General features: G+C 71.9%; 15 protein-coding genes. 11 read left to right on the forward strand and 4 right to left on the reverse strand.

The features are described from left to right. Positions 1–69: 69 nt before the first annotated feature. From steA to FR742_RS13275, 9 genes are all read left to right on the forward strand, one after another. Complete coding sequence (gene steA, locus FR742_RS13235; protein ID WP_148031242.1) at positions 70–1,266, forward strand: putative cytokinetic ring protein SteA; 1,197 nt, start codon at positions 70–72, stop codon at positions 1,264–1,266. Then, complete coding sequence (locus tag FR742_RS13240) at positions 1,263–2,252, forward strand: copper transporter (protein ID WP_148031243.1); 990 nt, start codon at positions 1,263–1,265, stop codon at positions 2,250–2,252. Before steA ends, FR742_RS13240 begins: the two co-directional genes overlap by 4 nt. A gap of 1 nt (position 2,253) precedes the next feature. Continuing rightward, positions 2,254–3,108: a hypothetical protein gene (locus FR742_RS13245; RefSeq protein ID WP_148031244.1), complete on the forward strand. Its 855-nt coding sequence runs from the start codon at positions 2,254–2,256 to the stop codon at positions 3,106–3,108. Positions 3,109–3,112: 4 nt separating this feature from the next. Then, the gene (murJ, locus tag FR742_RS13250) at positions 3,113–4,723 is read left to right on the forward strand and encodes a murein biosynthesis integral membrane protein MurJ (protein WP_148031245.1); all 1,611 of its coding nucleotides are present in this window, start codon (positions 3,113–3,115) and stop codon (positions 4,721–4,723) included. 52 nt (positions 4,724–4,775) lie between these two features. After that, complete coding sequence (locus FR742_RS13255) at positions 4,776–5,891, forward strand: glycosyltransferase (RefSeq protein ID WP_148031246.1); 1,116 nt, start codon at positions 4,776–4,778, stop codon at positions 5,889–5,891. Positions 5,892–6,105: 214 nt separating this feature from the next. After that, on the forward strand, positions 6,106–7,089 hold the full coding sequence (locus tag FR742_RS13260; RefSeq protein ID WP_148031247.1) for a TerC family protein: 984 nt from the start codon (positions 6,106–6,108) through the stop codon (positions 7,087–7,089). Between the two features lie 109 nt (positions 7,090–7,198). Beyond that, positions 7,199–7,840: a phosphatidylserine decarboxylase gene (locus tag FR742_RS13265; RefSeq protein WP_187281417.1), complete on the forward strand. Its 642-nt coding sequence runs from the start codon at positions 7,199–7,201 to the stop codon at positions 7,838–7,840. Further along, complete coding sequence (gene pssA, locus FR742_RS13270; protein ID WP_148031248.1) at positions 7,827–8,651, forward strand: CDP-diacylglycerol--serine O-phosphatidyltransferase; 825 nt, start codon at positions 7,827–7,829, stop codon at positions 8,649–8,651. Before FR742_RS13265 ends, pssA begins: the two co-directional genes overlap by 14 nt. Before the next feature lie 56 nt (positions 8,652–8,707). Beyond that, positions 8,708–8,980 carry a hypothetical protein gene (locus FR742_RS13275; RefSeq protein WP_148031249.1) on the forward strand — a complete coding sequence of 91 codons (273 nt, stop codon included), beginning with the start codon at positions 8,708–8,710 and terminating at the stop codon, positions 8,978–8,980. Between the two features lie 20 nt (positions 8,981–9,000). Here the strand turns inward: FR742_RS13275 and FR742_RS13280 are convergent, their stop codons facing one another. Both FR742_RS13280 and FR742_RS13285 read right to left on the reverse strand, forming a co-directional pair. After that, positions 9,001–9,657, reverse strand: coding sequence for an MBL fold metallo-hydrolase (locus FR742_RS13280; RefSeq protein ID WP_148031250.1), 657 nt, complete (start codon positions 9,655–9,657; stop codon positions 9,001–9,003). Continuing rightward, positions 9,657–10,427, reverse strand: coding sequence for a maleylpyruvate isomerase family mycothiol-dependent enzyme (locus tag FR742_RS13285; protein ID WP_148031251.1), 771 nt, complete (start codon positions 10,425–10,427; stop codon positions 9,657–9,659). Before FR742_RS13285 ends, FR742_RS13280 begins: the two co-directional genes overlap by 1 nt. A gap of 230 nt (positions 10,428–10,657) precedes the next feature. Here FR742_RS13285 and uvrA point away from each other — a divergent pair, with 230 nt between their 5' ends. Continuing rightward, positions 10,658–13,498: an excinuclease ABC subunit UvrA gene (gene uvrA / locus FR742_RS13290; protein WP_148031252.1), complete on the forward strand. Its 2,841-nt coding sequence runs from the start codon at positions 10,658–10,660 to the stop codon at positions 13,496–13,498. Between the two features lie 89 nt (positions 13,499–13,587). After that, positions 13,588–14,808 carry a CdaR family transcriptional regulator gene (locus FR742_RS13295; RefSeq protein WP_148031253.1) on the forward strand — a complete coding sequence of 407 codons (1,221 nt, stop codon included), beginning with the start codon at positions 13,588–13,590 and terminating at the stop codon, positions 14,806–14,808. Positions 14,809–14,811: 3 nt separating this feature from the next. On the opposite strand, the gene FR742_RS13300 is transcribed toward FR742_RS13295, so the two are convergent. Both FR742_RS13300 and FR742_RS13305 read right to left on the reverse strand, forming a co-directional pair. After that, entirely contained in the window at positions 14,812–15,672 is an 861-nt protein-coding gene (locus FR742_RS13300) for an SGNH/GDSL hydrolase family protein (RefSeq protein WP_148031254.1), read from the reverse strand. A 51-nt stretch (positions 15,673–15,723) separates the two neighbouring features. Next, a complete protein-coding gene (locus FR742_RS13305; RefSeq protein WP_148031255.1) occupies positions 15,724–16,857 on the reverse strand; it encodes an alkaline phosphatase PhoX in 1,134 nt (377 codons plus the stop codon). Between the last annotated feature and the right edge of the window lie 16 nt (positions 16,858–16,873).

Here is a 16,873-nt window from a genome sequence, read left to right on the forward strand (position 1 = left end):
GTGTGACATAGCGGACACGCCCGGTCATGCGTGGCCTCCCCGGTCTTTTGCTCTGGCAGGATGGTCTTGATGAAGGTTCCGGGGAACAGGATGCCGGGCCTCCGCGCGAAGAAGGCCAACGACCTTCCCGGCGTCACCGGTGTGGCGAGGATCGACCGGCGGACCAAGAGGCTCACCAAGCGCCTCCAGCCCGGCGAGATCGCCGTCATCGACCACGTCGACGTCGATCGGGTCAGCGCGGAGGCCCTTGTGGCGTGCGGAGCGGCGGGCGTGGTCAACATCGCCGCCGGCATCAGCGGCCGCTATCCCAACCTGGGCCCCCAGATCATCGCCGAGGCCGGCATCCCGTTCGTCGACAATGCCAGCCAGGAGCTGTTCGAGCGGGTCAAGGACGGCGCCGTCGTCCGGCTCCACGAGGGCATCGTCTACCTGGATGACGAGGTCGTCGGCAAGGGCGAGGAGCAGACGGCAGAGTCCATCGAGGCGGCCATGGCCGAGGCCCGCGCCGGGCTGGCCGTGCAGATCGAGGCGTTCGCCGTCAACACGATGGAGTACGTCCGCGGCGAGGGCAAGCTGCTCATCGACGGCGTGGGCGTGCCCGACATCCGCACCAAGATCGAGGGCAGGCACGCGCTCATCGTGGTCCGCGGCTACCACTACAAGGAAGACATCGCCACCCTCCGCCCTTACCTGCGCGAATACCGTCCCGTCCTGATCGGCGTCGACGGCGGCGCCGACGCGCTGCTGGAGGCGGGCTACCTGCCCGACGTCATCGTCGGCGACTTCGACTCGGTCTCCGCCAAGGCGCTCACCTGCGGCGCCGAGCTGATCGTGCACGCCTATCGCGACGGCCGGGCGCCCGGCCTGGAGCGGGTCCACCAGCTCGGCCAGGAGGCGGTCGTCTTCCCGTCGACCGGCACCAGCGAGGACATCGCCATGCTGCTGGCCGACGAGAAGGGCGCCGAGCTGATCGTCGCCGTCGGCACCCACGGCACGCTGGAGGAGTTCCTCGACAAGGGCCGCTCCGGCATGGCGAGCACGTTTCTCACCCGGCTGCGCGTCGGCAGCAGACTCGTCGACGCCAAGGGCGTCAGCATGCTCTACCGCAGTCGCATCACCACCTCCCAGCTGCTGCTCCTGGCGGCCACCGCGCTGGTCACCATGGGCGTCGCTCTCTCCGCCTCACCGCTCGGCCAGATCTGGCTGAACGGCCTGCAAGACGTCTGGAACGCGTTCATCTTCTGGTTGGTCGGACTCTTCTCGTGATCGATTTCCGCTATCACCTCGTCTCCATCGTCGCCATCTTCCTGGCGCTGGCCGTCGGCATCGTGCTCGGCACGAACCTGCTGCAGGATCCAGCGATCAAGACGGCCAACGAGATGACGCGTCAGCTCACCCAGACCAACGAAGGGCTGCGCGGCGAGCTCGACGTGATGAAGGGGCGCGAGCAGGTCCACCAGGAGTTCATCACCACCCTCACCCCGCAGCTCGTCCAGGGCGGGCTCGCCGGTGAGCAGGTGCTGCTGGTGGAGGCGCCCGGCGCGAGCTCCACCTATCGCGAGCTGACCGAGCAGGTGCTCGCCGAGGCGGGCGCGAAGGTCACCGGCCGGCTCCTGCTGCTCGACAAGTTCTTCGACCCCAAGAGCGCCGGCGTGCTCGACGGCCTGGTCAACCAGCTCAAGCCCGCCGAGATGGCCTTCGCCGACACGGCCACCGTGCACGACAAGGCCGCCACCCTGCTCGCCGCCACGCTCATGACCGCCGACCCGGCGCTGGCCGGCACCCCCAACGAGGCCACGTCCGCCGTCGTCGACGGCCTCCAGACGGGCGGGTTCATCGACGTCGACTTCATCGACGACAACGACGAGCCGATCAACCGCGCCACGCTCGCCGTCCTCTACTCGCCCGACGCGCCGTACGAGGGAGACAACGCCGAAAGCCAGGCGGCGGCGCTCGTCTCGGTGGCGGGCGGGATCGACGCCGGCGGCAAGGGCGCCGTGATGGCCGGCGCCGCCGCCACCTCCGCCGCGCCGGGCGGCGCCATCACCGCCCTGCGCGACGACAGCGAGACCGCCAAGCGGGTCTCCAGCGTCGACAACGTCGATATGCCTGAAGGCCAGGTCGTGATCGTCTACGCTCTGCGAGAGCAAGCGACCGGGGGCGTGGGCCAGTACGGCACCGGCGCCGGAGCCACGGCGTTCCAGCCGGTGACACCCAGCCCGGCCCCGTCGTCCACCGAGTCAGGGAGCTGACATGGCCCGTGGCCTGCTCTACGCCCTCGCGGGCGCCGCGATCGGCGCCGCCGCGGCTCGTGCCGCCTACGCCGCGCTCACCCGTACGCAAGGCGGGGGCGGCGACCCCGCCAGCCGCTGGACCCGCAAGAACCACCGCGGCGAGCCCATCACGCTGCTCGAAGGGCCCGCGTTCGTGGCCGGGGCGAGCGCCGCGGCCGCGCTGGCGCCCGGCCTGCCCGCCCGCGCGCGGGCGGCGGCGCTGCTGGCCGGAGCCGGCAGCGGCGCGCTCGGCGCCTACGACGACCTCTACGGCACGACCTCGTCCAAGGGGTTCAAGGGCCACCTGAGCGCGCTCGCCCGGGGCGAGGTCACCAGCGGCGCGGTCAAGATCCTCGGCATCGGCGCGACGGGGCTGGCCGCCGCCGCGCTGGTGTCCGACGGCCCCGCCGACACGCTCGTCAACGGCGCGGTCGTCGCGGGCGCGGCCAACCTGGCCAACCTGTTCGACCTGCGGCCCGGCCGGGCGATCAAGGTCGGGCTGCTCACCGGCGGGCCGCTGCTGGCGGCGGCCGTGGCCGGCGACTCGCCCGCGACGGCCGCGCTGGCCGCCGTGCCGCTGGGCGCCGCCGCCGCGCTGCTCCCCGACGACCTGGGCGAGCGGGCCATGCTCGGCGACGCGGGCGCCAACGCGCTGGGCGCGCTGCTGGGCCTGGCCGCGGTGACCAAGCTGGGCCGTCCCGGCAGGCTCGTCCTGCTCGGCACCGTGGCCGCGCTCACCGCCGCCTCCGAGAAGATCAGCTTCACCAAGGTCATCGCGGGCAACAAGGTGCTCAACCGGCTCGACCTGCTGGGCCGCCGCCCCGCCGACGCGTGACCCGTTGACCGAACGCGAGGCGAGGCTGGCCCGTGGCGTGGCCGGCGGCGCGCTGCTCATCGGCGCGATCACCGTGCTGGCCCGGGTGGCCGGCTTCGCCAAGCAGTACGCGCTCGCGCGCACGGTCGGCACCAACTGCCTGACGTCCGCGTACTTCACCGCCAACCAGATCCCGAACATCGTCTTCGAGGTCGTCGTCGGCGGCGCGCTGGCCGGCATGGTCGTGCCGGTGCTCGCCGGAGCCGTGTCCGAGGACGCCAGGGAGCGGGTGGGGCGGATCGCCTCCGCCCTGCTCACCTGGGTGCTCGTGGTGCTCGTGCCGGTGGCCGTGCTCACCGCGCTGCTCGCCGGGCCGATCATGGGACTGTTCGCCATCGAGGGGTGCGGCCGCGCCGCCGTCGACGTCGCCGCCCGCATGCTGGTGATCTTCGCCCCGCAGATCCCGCTGTACGGGATCGCGGTCGTGCTCTACGGGCTGCTGCAGGCGCACCACCGGTTCGCCGGGCCCGCGCTCGCGCCGCTGGTGTCGAGCATCGTGGTCATTGTCGCGTACCTGATGTTCGTGCCGCTCAGCGGCGGGATCGCCACGCCGGAGAGGGTGCCGCGCGCGGCCGAGCTGGCGCTGTCGGCGGGCACCAGCCTCGGCGTGCTCGCGCTCGTCCTCACCGTGATCGGGCCGACCGCCCGGCTCGGCGTGCGGTGGCGGCCCACGCTGCGCTTCCCCGACGGGGTGGCCGGGCAGGTGCGCAGGCTCGCCCTGGCCGGGATCGCCGGGCTGCTCGCCCAGCAGGCCGCCATGGTCGTGGTGCTGCTGCTGGCCAACGACGTCATCGGCGGCGGGGCGCTGGCCGTCTACAACTACGCCTGGGCGATCTACCTGGTGCCGTACGCGGTGCTCGCCGTGCCCATCGCGACCAGCGCGTTCCCCCGGTTGTCCGCGCACGCCGGCGTGGGGGAGGACGAGGCGTTCGCCCGGCTCGCGGCGAGCACCACCCGGGCGATCGTGCTCGTTTCCGGGGTGGCCGCCGGGGTGCTGGCCGCCGCGTCCGAGCCCGGGGCGGCGGTGTTCCTGGCCGACAAGAGCGACGTGGACCCGCTGGCGCTGGCGCGGGCCGTGGCGCTGTTCGCTCCTGGTCTGATCGGATACGGGCTCATCGCGCACCTCAGCCGGGTCCTGTACGCGACCGGCCGGGGGCGGGGGGCCGCCGTGGGCACCGTGTCCGGGTGGTCGGTGACGATCGTGGCGCAGACGGTCTTCGCGCTGTCGCTGCCGGACGGGTGGCGCATCGCCGGGCTGGGGCTCGGGATGACGGTGGGGATGACCGCCGGCGGGGCGCTCATGCTCGGGTACGTGGTCGCGGCCCGCGGCCGTGCGGCCATGGCCGGGCTCGGCCGGGCGCTGGGCGCGGCCGTCGCGGGAGGCGCGGCCGGGTTCCTGGCGGGGGCCTGGGCGGCCTCCGGGATCGGGGCGCACGGGGTGTGGGCGAACCTGGGCGTCACGCTGCTGGCCGCCGTGGTGGCGGTCGCGGTGGGCGCCGGCGTGGTCGTGCTGGTCGACAGGGACGACGCCCGGGCGGTGGCCGGGGTCCTCCGGCGGCGCGCGCCCGGAGGGTGACCGGGCCGGGCTGGGTGGTGGCGGCCTCGATGCTGGAGAGGGAGGGGTACGGGTGCGAGTGGCTTACGTGGTGGGCACCACGACGGGAGGGACCGGGCGGCATGTGCGCATGCTGGCCGCGGGGCTGGTGCGGCGCGGGCACCGGGTGGTGGCCGCCGGTCCGCGGGAGGTCGGGGAGCAGTTCGGGTTCAGTGCGGCCGGTGTCCGGTTCGTCGAGGTTCCGGTGTCCGATCGGCCGCATCCGGTGAACGACACGCGAGCGGTGCTGGCCGTCCGGCGGGTGGTACGGGGGGCCGACGTCGTGCACGCCCATGGTCTGCGCGCCGGCGCGCTGGCCGCCCTGGCCATGCCCCGGCGTGCCGAGGCGGCCTCCGCTTCCCTCGGGGCGCCGGCGGGGGAGAGGGTGCCGCTGCTCGTGGTGACGCTGCACAACGCACTGACGGCCGGAGGGTTCGTCGGGGCCGTGTACGGGGTGCTGGAGCGGATCGTGGCCCGGCGGGCGGACCGGGTGCTGGTGGTCTCGCCCGATCTGGGGGAGCGGATGAGCGCGCTGGGCGCGCGGGACGTCAGGCCCGCCGTCGTGCCCGCGCCGCCCCTGCGGGAGCCCCGGCGGACGCCCGGGGAGGTGCGGGCCGAGCTGGGGGCGGGTGACCGGCCGCTCGTGCTCACCGTCGCCAGGCTCGCCCAGCAGAAGGGCCTGGAGACGCTGCTCGACGCCGCCGCCGGCCCGTGGCAGGATCCGCCGCCGCTGTTCGCGATCGCCGGAGAGGGGCCGCTGCGGGGCGAGCTGCGCCGCCGGATCGACGCCGAGCGCCTGCCCGTGGTGCTGCTGGGCAACCGGGACGACGTGCCCGACCTGCTCGCCGCCGCCACCGTCGCGGTCTGGGCCAGCCGGTGGGAGGGGCTGCCGCTCAGCGTCAGCGAGACGCTCAAGGCCGGCACACCCGTCATCGCCACCGCCGTCGGCGGCGTTCCCGGCCTCGTCGGCGACGCGGGGATCCTCGTCCCCTACGGTGACCCTGCCGCCCTGCGCTCCGCCGTACAGGATCTGATCTCCGATCCCGGGGAGGCGGCCCGGTGGGCGGCGGCGGCCGCCCGCAGGGGCGAGGAGCTGCCCGGGGAGGACGACGCGGTGCGGAGCGCGCTCGCGGCCTACAGCCGGTCGTGACGGACCGCACCGGTTTGTGATCCAGAGGGAAGATGACATTGCACTGAGACGTTCTCGTATACTGCGTGAGTTGGGGAGGGGAGTATCCCTTCGCGGCAGCCTCGTCATCACGGTGTAGCCCCGATCCACGGGGCCCCCGGGGCTGCCGGTCCGCGGGTTTGGCGGGCGGGAGAGACCTCCGGCAGTCAGTCCTGCGTGCCGGAGGTTGTACAACGTGACCGAACCCTTGTGGGCGTGGATCGTCGTGATCGGCGGTCTTCTGATCGTCCTCGCCGTGGACCTGTGGATCGTCGACCGCGGCGAGGCCCGCGAGTTCTCCATGCGCCAGGCCGGCGCCTGGGTCAGCTTCTACGTGACCCTGGCCGTCATCTTCGGCGTGATCCTCTGGTTCACCTCGGGGCCGGAGAAGTCCGGGGAGTTCTTCGCCGGATACATCACCGAGTACAGCCTCAGCGTCGACAACCTGTTCGTCTTCTTCATCATCATGAGCCGGTTCGCGGTGCCGAAGGCCTACCAGCACAAGGTGCTCCTCATCGGCATCCTGCTCGCGCTGGTCATGCGCGGCATCTTCATCGCGCTCGGCGCCGCCGCCCTCGAACGGTTCGGCTGGCTGTTCTACGTCTTCGGCGCCTTCCTGATCTACACGGCGATCAACATCATCCGCGGCCACCTGAAGGGCGAGGCGGAAGAGGTCAACGAGAACCTCCTGCTCCGCTGGGTGCGCCGGAGCCTGCCCACCACCGAGGGATACGTCGGCTCCAAGATCACCGTGAAGATCGACGGCAAGCGCATGGTCACCCCGATGCTGATCGTCATGATCGCCATCGGCAGCACCGACCTGCTGTTCGCGCTCGACTCGATTCCGGCGATCTTCGGGCTCACCACCGACCCGTTCATCGTCTTCACCGCCAACGCGTTCGCCCTGATGGGACTGCGTCAGCTCTACTTCCTGCTGGGCGGCCTGCTGCAGAAGCTGGTCTACATCAGCTACGGGCTCGCGTTCATCCTGGGATTCATCGGGGTTAAGCTGGTTCTGGAAGCTCTGCACTCCAGTGGAGTCTCCTGGGCGCCCCACATCCCGATCTGGGTGTCCCTCACGGTCATCGGCTCCACGATGGTGATCACCACCGTGGCAAGCTTGATCAAGGCCCGCGTCGACATGCGCAAGAGTGTGAAGGCGGCCTCGGAGAAGGTCTAGCTAAACGGCTTTCGAGGCGCTTTGCTGGAGAAGCTGTATCGTGTCATAGTTGCGGGTTCTGTACCATCACGGCAAAAGCGCTCCGTTCAGTCACCACCAAAGGTTGTACGTGTCAGTCGATTCTGCAAAGTCGAGCCGGGTCAGGCTCGCACGCGGGGTCTCCCCGTGGCTCCTCCCCACGACGGCCGCGGCGGCCGCCACCGCGCTGCTGACGCGACGGGACCGCCGATGGGCGTTCGCGGCCGTGCCGCTGGGCGCCCTCACCGGCGCGATGCTCTGGTTCTTCCGCGACCCCGACCGCACGGTCGGGGACGGGCGGATCCTGTCACCGGCCGACGGCGTCGTCCAGAGCGTCGACCCGTGGCCCGACGGCCGCACCCGGGTGGCCATCTTCATGAGCCCGGTGAACGTCCACGTCAATCGTGCACCTCTTGCGGGAAATGTCACCTCCGTGCAGCATGTGGCGGGTGGGTTCCTGCCGGCATTCAACAAGGACAGCGACCAGAACGAGCGCGTGGTGTGGCATTTCGCGACAGCGCTCGGCGACGTCGAGATGGTGCAGATCGCGGGCGCGGTGGCGCGCAGGATCGTGCCCTACCTGACTGCCGGCGCGAAGGTCGCGCAGGGTGAGCGCATCGGGCTCATCCGCTTCGGTTCCAGGGTCGACATCTACCTTCCCGAAGGGATCTCCTCCGCGGTGTCCGTGGGCGAGAAGACGGTTGCGGGGGTGACCAGAATTGACCACGGCTGACGCCGGTGGCTGGCAGGCGGCTGAAGAGGAAGAACCTCGCGGCCCCGTCGGCAAGGCGTTCCGTCTGTCCGCCGCGGACTCGTTGTCCCTGGGCAACGCGCTGTGCGGGTTCCTCGCCGTGTGCGTGCTGGCCGCGTCCGTCTTCGACGCGCTGCGCACCAGCGGCGACTTCACGCCCGCGCCCGGCTACTTCGCCACCGCGGTGGTGCTGCTGCTCATCGGCGCCACCTGCGACCTGTTCGACGGGCTGGTGGCCCGGCGCTTCCGCGCTTCCGCGATGGGCGCCGAGCTCGACAACCTCGCCGACGTGATCAGCTTCGGCTTCGCGCCGGCGTTCATGGTGGTGATCTGGGGCGGCTTCACCGATGCCGTGCCGTTCGCCGCCGTGGTCACGGCCGCCGCGGCGGTGCTGGTCGCCGGGGTGGTCCGGCTGGCGCGGTTCGCCTGCGTCAAGACCAAGAGCGGCGACTTCATGGGCCTGCCCATCCCGATGGGCGCGATGACCGTGATCTCGATCGTGCTGCTCTTCGAGCCCAGCGTGTGGACGCTGCTCGGGGTGCTCGCCGTCGCGTGGCTGATGGTCAGCCGCATCGAATACCCCAAGCCCAAGGGCCAGCTCGCCGCCGTCGTGCTCGCCTGGATCATGGTGAACGTGGCGTTCCTGACCTTCTGGGTCGCCTGGCCCGAGGGCGGCGACATGCCGATCAAGATCGGCGCCACCATGCAGATCGCCCTGGTCGCCGCCATCCCGCTGCGGATGATGTTCTACAAGCGCGAGCTCCGGCGCGAGGCCGCCCGCCTCGGCCAGTGACCCTCCGGCGCCGGGAAAGTGCGGACTTTCCCGGTGTCATCGGCTTTCATGGAACCATGCCGGCCAACCCGCGCGAGCACACGCGCACGTACTTCCTCGCCAAGCTGGCGGGGGAGCTGGAGCGTCACGGGCTGAGCGCCACCCTCCGGGCCGACCCGCCCGTGCTGCGCGTCAGCGATCCCGACACGGTGATGCTCGCCGAGACCGTCGACTGCGTGCCGCTGGCCGACGGCTGGTTCTACCGCTGGTCGTGGGGCGAGCTCGTGGGCCTGGTCGACGAGCCCGCCCGGGCGGCCGAGCGGATTGTGCGCGTCCTGTCGCGCGGCTGACCCGCGGACCGGCCGCGCTCCTACCAGCCGCGTGCTTTCCACTCCGGCAGCGACGGGCGCTCGGCGCCCAGCGTGGTGTCCTTGCCGTGACCCGGGTAGACCCACGTCTGGTCGGGGAGCCGGTCGAAGATCCGCTCCACCACGTCGGTGTAGAGCTGCTCGAACCGCTCCGGGTCCTTCCAGGTGTTGCCCACGCCGCCGGGGAACAGCGAGTCGCCGGTGAACAGGTGTTTGTGGTCGTCGTCGCCCTCGTACAGCAGGGCGATCGAGCCGGGGGTGTGGCCGCGCAGGTGGATGACCTCGAGCGTGACGTCGCCCACGTTGATCCGGTCGCCGTGCTCGACCGTGCGGCCGACCGGCACGGGCAGGGCGGGCGCGTCGAGCGGGTGCGCCACGACCTGGGCGCCGGTCATCTTGCTCACCTGGTCGAGCGCCTGCCAGTGGTCGCCGTGCTGGTGGGTGGTGACGATCGTGCTGACCGGCTTGTCGGCGATCAGGGCGAGCAGCCGGTCGGGCTCCGCGGCCGCGTCGATGAGCAGGCCGTCGCCCGTCGCCCGGCAGCGCAGCAGGTAGGCGTTGTTGTCGTAGGGGCCGACGGCGAGCTTGGAGATGCTCAGATCGGTCAGCTCCCGCACGTCGGCGGGGCCGCCGACCTGGACGTCGCCGGTGTAGGTCATCAGTAGTCCTTCGGAGGCGTCGCGGGCAGGTCAGCGGGGGCGACGCCGGTCAGCCACGGCGGTGGCGGCGGGACCGGCCGTCCCTCTGTCACCACCCTAACCCGATCTCCCTCCGACCTCCCGGTCAGCCAGGCCAGCATGTCGGCCGGCGTGCCCATCACCACCGGGCCGTCGCCGAGGTCGGGCCACTCCTCCAGCGTCTCGCCGCCCGGGCCGACGAACCGGGCCGCGCCGATCGTGCTCCGGTCGCGCGGCCACGTACGCAGGCAGTCGCGCAGCTCCCTGGCCACGAACGCGTCCGTCCAGTCGGCGGGGCCGTATCCCGCGTCCAGGTCCACATGGTGCATCCCCACCTCGCGCAGCCGCCTGACCAGGCAGTACCAGGCGGGGTGACGGGGCGGGCGCAGGCCGCCGACCGGCGCCCGCCAGGCGTCCGGGGGCAGCTCGCGGACGGCGCGGTCCAGGCGCGCGGCGCTGTCGCGCAGGTCCGCCACCTGCTCGGCCGCCGGGCGGGCGGCGCCGGCCTCGATCCCGGCCTCGCGGGCCTCAGGGCTCGGGTACTGCGGGGTCTCGACGCCCGTCCTGGCCCAGGTAAGCAGGTTGACGTGGCTGTCGGCGTTCCTGGCCAGATGGGTGAGCACGTGGCCGCGGGTCCAGCCGGGCAGCCTGGACGGGGCGCGGACTTCTGGGTCGGTGAGGGCGGCGGCGGTGGCCAGCAACCGGGCGGTCTCCTCGGCCAGTTCCTCCCGCACCGCGGCAAGCACAGTCATGAACCGATATTTCATCACGCGCTCCGGCGCAGCGGGGCACGGGCATAAAAGCACAGGTCATGCGGTTGACAACGGAAGACCTCCTGCGCTGTGCCCTGGAGGCCGTAATCTGAGAGGGACGGAGTTCCGGCGAGCGGCACCGGCCGGCCGGGATCGGCTCAGCGAAATTGTCGGGGCCCCCGTCTACCATCCCCCGTGGACCTATCCGCCTTTCGACTTCCGGGATCGCCGTGGCAGACCGCCTGATCGTGCGTGGTGCACGAGAGCACAATCTCAAGGACGTCTCGCTTGACCTGCCGCGAGACTCTCTGATCGTTTTCACCGGCCTCTCCGGCTCCGGCAAGTCCAGCCTGGCCTTCGACACGATCTTCGCCGAGGGGCAGCGGCGTTACGTCGAGTCGCTGTCGGCCTACGCCCGCCAGTTCCTCGGCCAGATGGACAAGCCCGACGTCGACTTCATCGAGGGCCTGTCTCCCGCGGTCTCCATCGACCAGAAGTCGACCAGCAAGAACCCGCGGTCCACGGTCGGCACGATCACCGAGGTCTACGACTACCTGCGGCTGCTGTGGGCGCGCGTCGGCAAGCCGCACTGCCCGGTCTGCGCCCGCCCGATCGCCCGCCAGACGCCCCAGCAGATCGTCGACCGGGTGATGGACCTCGACGAGGGCACCCGGTTCCAGGTGCTGGCCCCGGTCGTCCGCGGCCGCAAGGGCGAGTACGCCGAGCTGTTCCGCGAGCTGCAGACCAAGGGCTTCGCCCGCGCCCGCGTCGACGGCACGGTCGTGCGGCTGGAGGAGCCGCCGACGCTCAAGAAGTACGAGAAGCACGACATCGAGGTCATCGTCGACCGCCTGTCGGTCAAGGAGTCGGCCAGGCGGCGGCTCACCGACTCGGTCGAGACCGCGTTGCAGCTGTCCGGGGGCACGATCACGCTCGAGTTCGTCGACCTGCCCGAAGGCGACCCCGGCCGTGAACGGTTCTACTCCGAGCACCTCTACTGCCCCTACGACGACCTGTCGTTCGAGGAGCTGGAGCCGCGCTCGTTCTCGTTCAACTCGCCGTTCGGCGCCTGCCCGGAGTGCACGGGTCTCGGCACCAAGATGGAGGTCGACCCCGACCTGGTCGTGCCCGACCCGGAGCGCACGCTCCGCGAGGGCGCGATCCACCCGTGGACCGGCGGCCACGCCAGCGAATACTTCGGCCGCCTGATCGAGGCGCTCGGCAACGCGATGGGCTTCACCCCCGACACCCCGTGGGAGAAGCTCTCCAAGAAGGCGCAGAAGTCGCTGCTGTTCGGCCACGGCGAGCAGGTCCACGTCCGCTACAGCAACCGTTACGGCCGCCAGCGCGCCTACTACACCACCTACGAGGGCGTCATCCCGTGGGTGCAGCGCCGTCACGCGGAGGCGGAGAGCGACTCGACCCGGGAGCGGTTCGAGGGCTACATGCGCGAGGTGCCCTGCCCAGCCTGCAAGGGCGCCAGGCTCAAGCCGGTCACGCTGGCCGTGACCGTCGCCGACAAGTCGATCGCCGAGGTTTCCTCGATGTCGATCGGCGAGTGCGCCAAGTTCCTGGCCGGGCTCAAGCTGTCCGACCGTGACATGCACATCGCCGAGCGGGTGGTCAAGGAGATCAACGCCCGCATGGGCTTCCTGCTCGACGTCGGTCTCGACTACCTCTCGATGGACCGCGCCGCCGCCACCCTCGCGGGCGGCGAGGCGCAGCGCATCCGGCTCGCCACGCAGATCGGCTCCGGCCTCGTCGGTGTCCTGTACGTGCTCGACGAGCCGTCCATCGGCCTCCACCAGCGCGACAACATGCGCCTGCTCGACACGCTGATCAGGCTGCGCGACATGGGCAACACGCTGATCGTGGTCGAGCACGACGAAGACACCATCGCCGCCGCCGACTGGGTGGTCGACATCGGCCCCGGCGCGGGCGAGCACGGCGGCCAGGTCGTCGTCTCCGGCACCGTCCAGGATCTGCTGACCAGCGAGGAGTCGATCACCGGCCAGTACCTGTCGGGGCGCAGGAGCATCCCGGTGCCGGCCACCCGGCGCAAGCGCGACAAGAAGCGGCAGATCACCGTCAAGGGCGCGCGCGAACACAACCTCAAGGGCGTCGACATCGACTTCCCCCTCGGCGTGTTCACCGCCGTCACCGGCGTGTCGGGGTCCGGCAAGTCCACGCTGGTCAACGACATCCTCTACAACTCGCTGGCCAAGGAGCTCAACGGCGCCCGCACCGTCCCCGGACGCCACTCCAGGATCAACGGCATCGACCAGGCGGACAAGGTCGTCCACGTCGACCAGTCGCCGATCGGCCGCACGCCCCGGTCCAACCCGGCCACCTACACCGGCGTGTTCGACCACGTGCGCAAGCTGTTCGCGGCCACCACCGAGGCCAAGGTGCGCGGCTACCAGCCGGGCAGGTTCAGCTTCAACGTCAAGGGCGGGCGCTGCGAGGCGTGCTCCGGCGACGGCACCATCAAGATCGAGATGAACTTCCTGCCCGACGTCTACGTCCCCTGCGAGGTGTGCCACGGCGCCCGCTACAACCGCGAGACGCTGGAGGTCCACTACAAGGGCAAGACGATCGCCGAGGTGCTCGACATGCCGATCGAGGAGGCGCTCGGCTTCTTCGACGCCATCCCGGCCATCAAGCGCCACCTGCAGACGCTCCACGACGTCGGTCTCGGCTACGTCCGGCTCGGGCAGCCCGCCACCACGCTCTCCGGCGGCGAGGCGCAGCGCGTCAAGCTCGCCTCCGAGCTGCAGCGGCGGCAGACCGGGCGGACCGTCTACGTCCTCGACGAGCCCACCACCGGCCTGCACTTCGAGGACATCCGGCGGCTGCTTGGCGTCCTCGGACGCCTGGTCGACGGCGGCAACACCGTCATCGTCATCGAGCACAACCTCGACGTCATCAAGACGGCCGACTGGATCATCGACATGGGCCCCGAAGGCGGCTCGCGCGGCGGCACCCTGGTGACGGCGGGCACCCCCGAGGAGGTGGCCCTGGTGGAGGAGAGCCACACCGGGCGCTTCCTGCGGAAGATCCTGTCCGTTTGACACGGGGTCGTGGCCCCGTCCGGACGGGGCCACGACCGGGGTGCGGGTGGGCCCTTGTCTTCCGACGGGTGGTTTGACAGGGTCTGACCGTGTCGGAAGATGCGCCGCGGCCCCTCATGCTGGGCGGTGTGTGCGTGCACGAGCTGCTGGAGCGGCCCCTCGTACGCCTCGCGCGGCGGCTGGTCGGCGAGTTCGCCGAGGAGATCCCGCTCTACCGGCGGCTGCCCCGGGAGGAGCTCGACGGCGACATCACCCGCATCACCGAGCACAACCTGCGACTGATCAGCGGGATGTTCCGGGAGCGGCGCCCGCCGACGCGGGCCGAGCTGGCGCCCCTGCGCGCCTCGGCCGCGCGCCGCGCCCAGGAGGGGGTGCCGCTCGACGCGCTGCTTGCCGCCTACCAGCTCGGGGTGACGAAGGTGTGGGAGAGCCTGTTCGCCCACGCCGGGCCCGGCGACCTCGGCGACGTGCTGGAGGCCAACCGGCTCATCCTCTGCTACACCGGCGCTGTGACGTCCGCGGTGTGCGCCGCGTACCTGGAGGAACGCGAGGCGATGCTCAGCCAGGAGCAGCACACCATGCACGCGACCGTCGCCGCGCTGCTCGCCGGTGACCGGGAGGCGCTGGCCGGGGTCCGGCTCGCGCCCCGCTACCTGGTCGTCGCCACCGCGCTCGGCACGCACCCGGACGAGACGGCCGACGACCAGGGCGGGCCTATCGCCGGCCTGCGCAAGCTGCACCGGTTCCGGGCCGCCTGGCAGCGGCACGCCGCCGGGCAGGTGCTGTCGGCGCTCGACAGCACCGGCGGGCTGGTGCTGGTGCCGCTGGGCGCCGGCGAGCCCGGGTGGTGCCGGGCCGGCGAGCTGGTGACGGCGGCGGGCCGCGCCGCGGGCGTCCCGGTGTGGGCCGCGGCCGAGCCCGCCGAGCCGGCCCGCGTGCCCGCCGCCGCCAAGCTGGCCGAGGAGGTGCTGGAGGTGGTGCGGACCCTGGGCCGGCCGCCCGGCGCGTACCGGCTCGCCGACGTGCTGCTGGAGTATCAGCTGAGCAGGCCCAGCGAGGCGCTGGCGAGCCTCGCCGGGCTGCTGGATCCGCTGCTCGGCAACCCCGATCTGCTGCGCACGCTCAAGGCGTACCTGGACGCGGGCCTGGACCGGCGGCGCACGGCCGAGCGCCTGCACGTCCACCCGAACACCGTGGACTACCGGCTGCGCAGGGCCGTCACCCTGACCGGGCTGGACCCGATGGACCCGGCCCAGCTCCAGCGCATCGGCGCGGCCCTGGCGGCCCGACGCACGCTGAACGGCGGGTGAGCGTCAGCGCGCGGCGTTCACGGCCGAGGTCACGATGGTGGCGAAGTTACGCATGCCCAGGGCGTTCGGGTGGAACGGGGCCGCGGGTGAGGCCGGGACGTACGGCTCGATCCAGCGGGTGCCCGTGGAGGCGCACGGGTCGTGGCCCACGCTGGGGGTCTGCAGGTCGATGAAGCCGATCCCGGCGGCGGCCGCCTGCTCGGCCAGCATCTGGTTGAAGTACTGCAGCGTCGCCCGGATGTAGTTCGCGTCCTGCCTGATGATCGGGACGCGGGGATAGCAGCCGTCGGGCCGCGCGTACGTGGCGTACCCGACCATGAAGATCCTGGCCTGCGGCGACCGGGCCCGGATGTCGCCGGCCAGCCTGACCAGCGTGGGCCGCAGGGCGTCGGTCTTGACCCGCCAGCTGTCCTGGCCGTCCGGGGTGCGGTAGTCGTCGTTGCAGGCGTCGCCGACCGGAGGCGGCAGCAGGTTGAGGCAGTCCTCGATGAAGCCGGTCAGGCCGACGTCGTTGGCGCCGATGTGCACCGTGACCAGCGTGGTGTCCGGGCGCAGGGCGTCGAGCTGCGGAGCCACCGAGCCGAGTTCGGTGTTCTGGCGCTCGTACATGTCGCGGGTCTTCGCGCCCGAGCAGGTGACGTCGCGGAACGAGGCGGCGCCGATCGCCTGCGCGGTCAGGCGGGGGTAGTTGCGGTCGGAGCGCAGGCAGCCCAGGTCGGGCAGCACCTGGTTGGGGATGAGCGGGCCGGCCGCGGCCGAGTCGCCGAGCGCGACGTACGACTCGGCGGCCCGCGCCTGGGCGGGCGGGGACAGCAGGAGGACCAGCAGGGGCGCGGCCAGGGCAGCGGTCAGACGTCGGATCATGCGGGGCACCTCTCGGGGGGAGTGGGGGGTGGAGCGGTGCTGGGGGCGGAATCAGTGGCGGAAGGGGCCGGTCACCTCGTACGTGATGCCGTCAAGGCCCGCGCTGCCGCCGCTGGAGCCTCGCTGGGAGGAGAAGTACAGGCGGGTGCCGTCGGGGGAGAACGCGGGCCCGGTGATCTCGGACCCGTCGTGGCCGTCGACGCGCAGGACGGGCGCCACCACCCCGTCCGGCGTGATGATGTTGATCTCCATGTTGCCGCCGTCCTCGGCCACGTACAGGTCACCCGTGGGCGCGCCGGTGATGTTGTCGACCCCGTCGAGCGTGCCGCCGCCGTCGTAGACCGAGCCGAGCCGCTCGCGGACCGCGTCGTACGCCCACACCTTGCGGTCGCCCTTGGCCGTGAAGTAGCAGACGCCGTTGGCGTAGTGGCAGCCCTCGCCGCCGTCGAAGTGCCTGGCCTCGCTCACCTGGTGCCGCGTCTGCCGCTGCAGCACGGCGGGCGTGGGGTCGGGGACCTGGCGCCACACCACCGGGTCGCCGCCGCACAGCACCTCCAGCCGGCCGCTCGACAGGTCGCCCCACGTGGACGGGACGAACCGGTAGAAGCAGCCGTCGTCCTCGTCCTCGGTGAGGTAGACGACCCGCCGGTCGGGGTCGCACGCGGCCGCCTCGTGCTTGAACCGGCCCATCGCCGGCCGCGGCTGCGCGATCCGCACGCCGTACGGGTCGGTCTCGTAGACGCGGCCCCGGAAGATCTCCTCACAGGACAGCCAGGTGTCCCACGGCGTCCTGCCGCCCGCGCAGTTGAGGTTCGTGCCGTCCAGGATGCGGTACGCGCGCTCGATCGAGCCGTCAGCCCGGAACCTGATCGCCGACGCGCCGCCGACCAGCGGCACCTCCGAGTTGGACACGTAGATCCAGCCGCCGCCGTCGGCGAAGCAGGCGCCGCCGTCGGGCGCCGGATGCCAGAGGATGCCGCCGACCGGCCTGCTCGACCGGGCGACCACCCGGCTGGTGAACCCCGCGGGCAGCGCGACGCCGTTGCCGTCGGGAGAGCCCAGCGGCCCGTACGGGCTCGCGCCCCGCACCACCCCGGCCACGGCCGCCTCCTGCCAGAGCGAGCCGGGCAGGGCGACGGCGCCCAGACCCGCGGAGACCGTACGGAGGAACGTCCGGCGATGCATGGCGGCTCCCGAGGGG

It is taken from the genome of Nonomuraea sp. C10 (assembly GCF_008017515.1).
GTDB classification, from domain to species: Bacteria; Actinomycetota; Actinomycetes; order Streptosporangiales; family Streptosporangiaceae; genus Nonomuraea; species Nonomuraea ferruginea.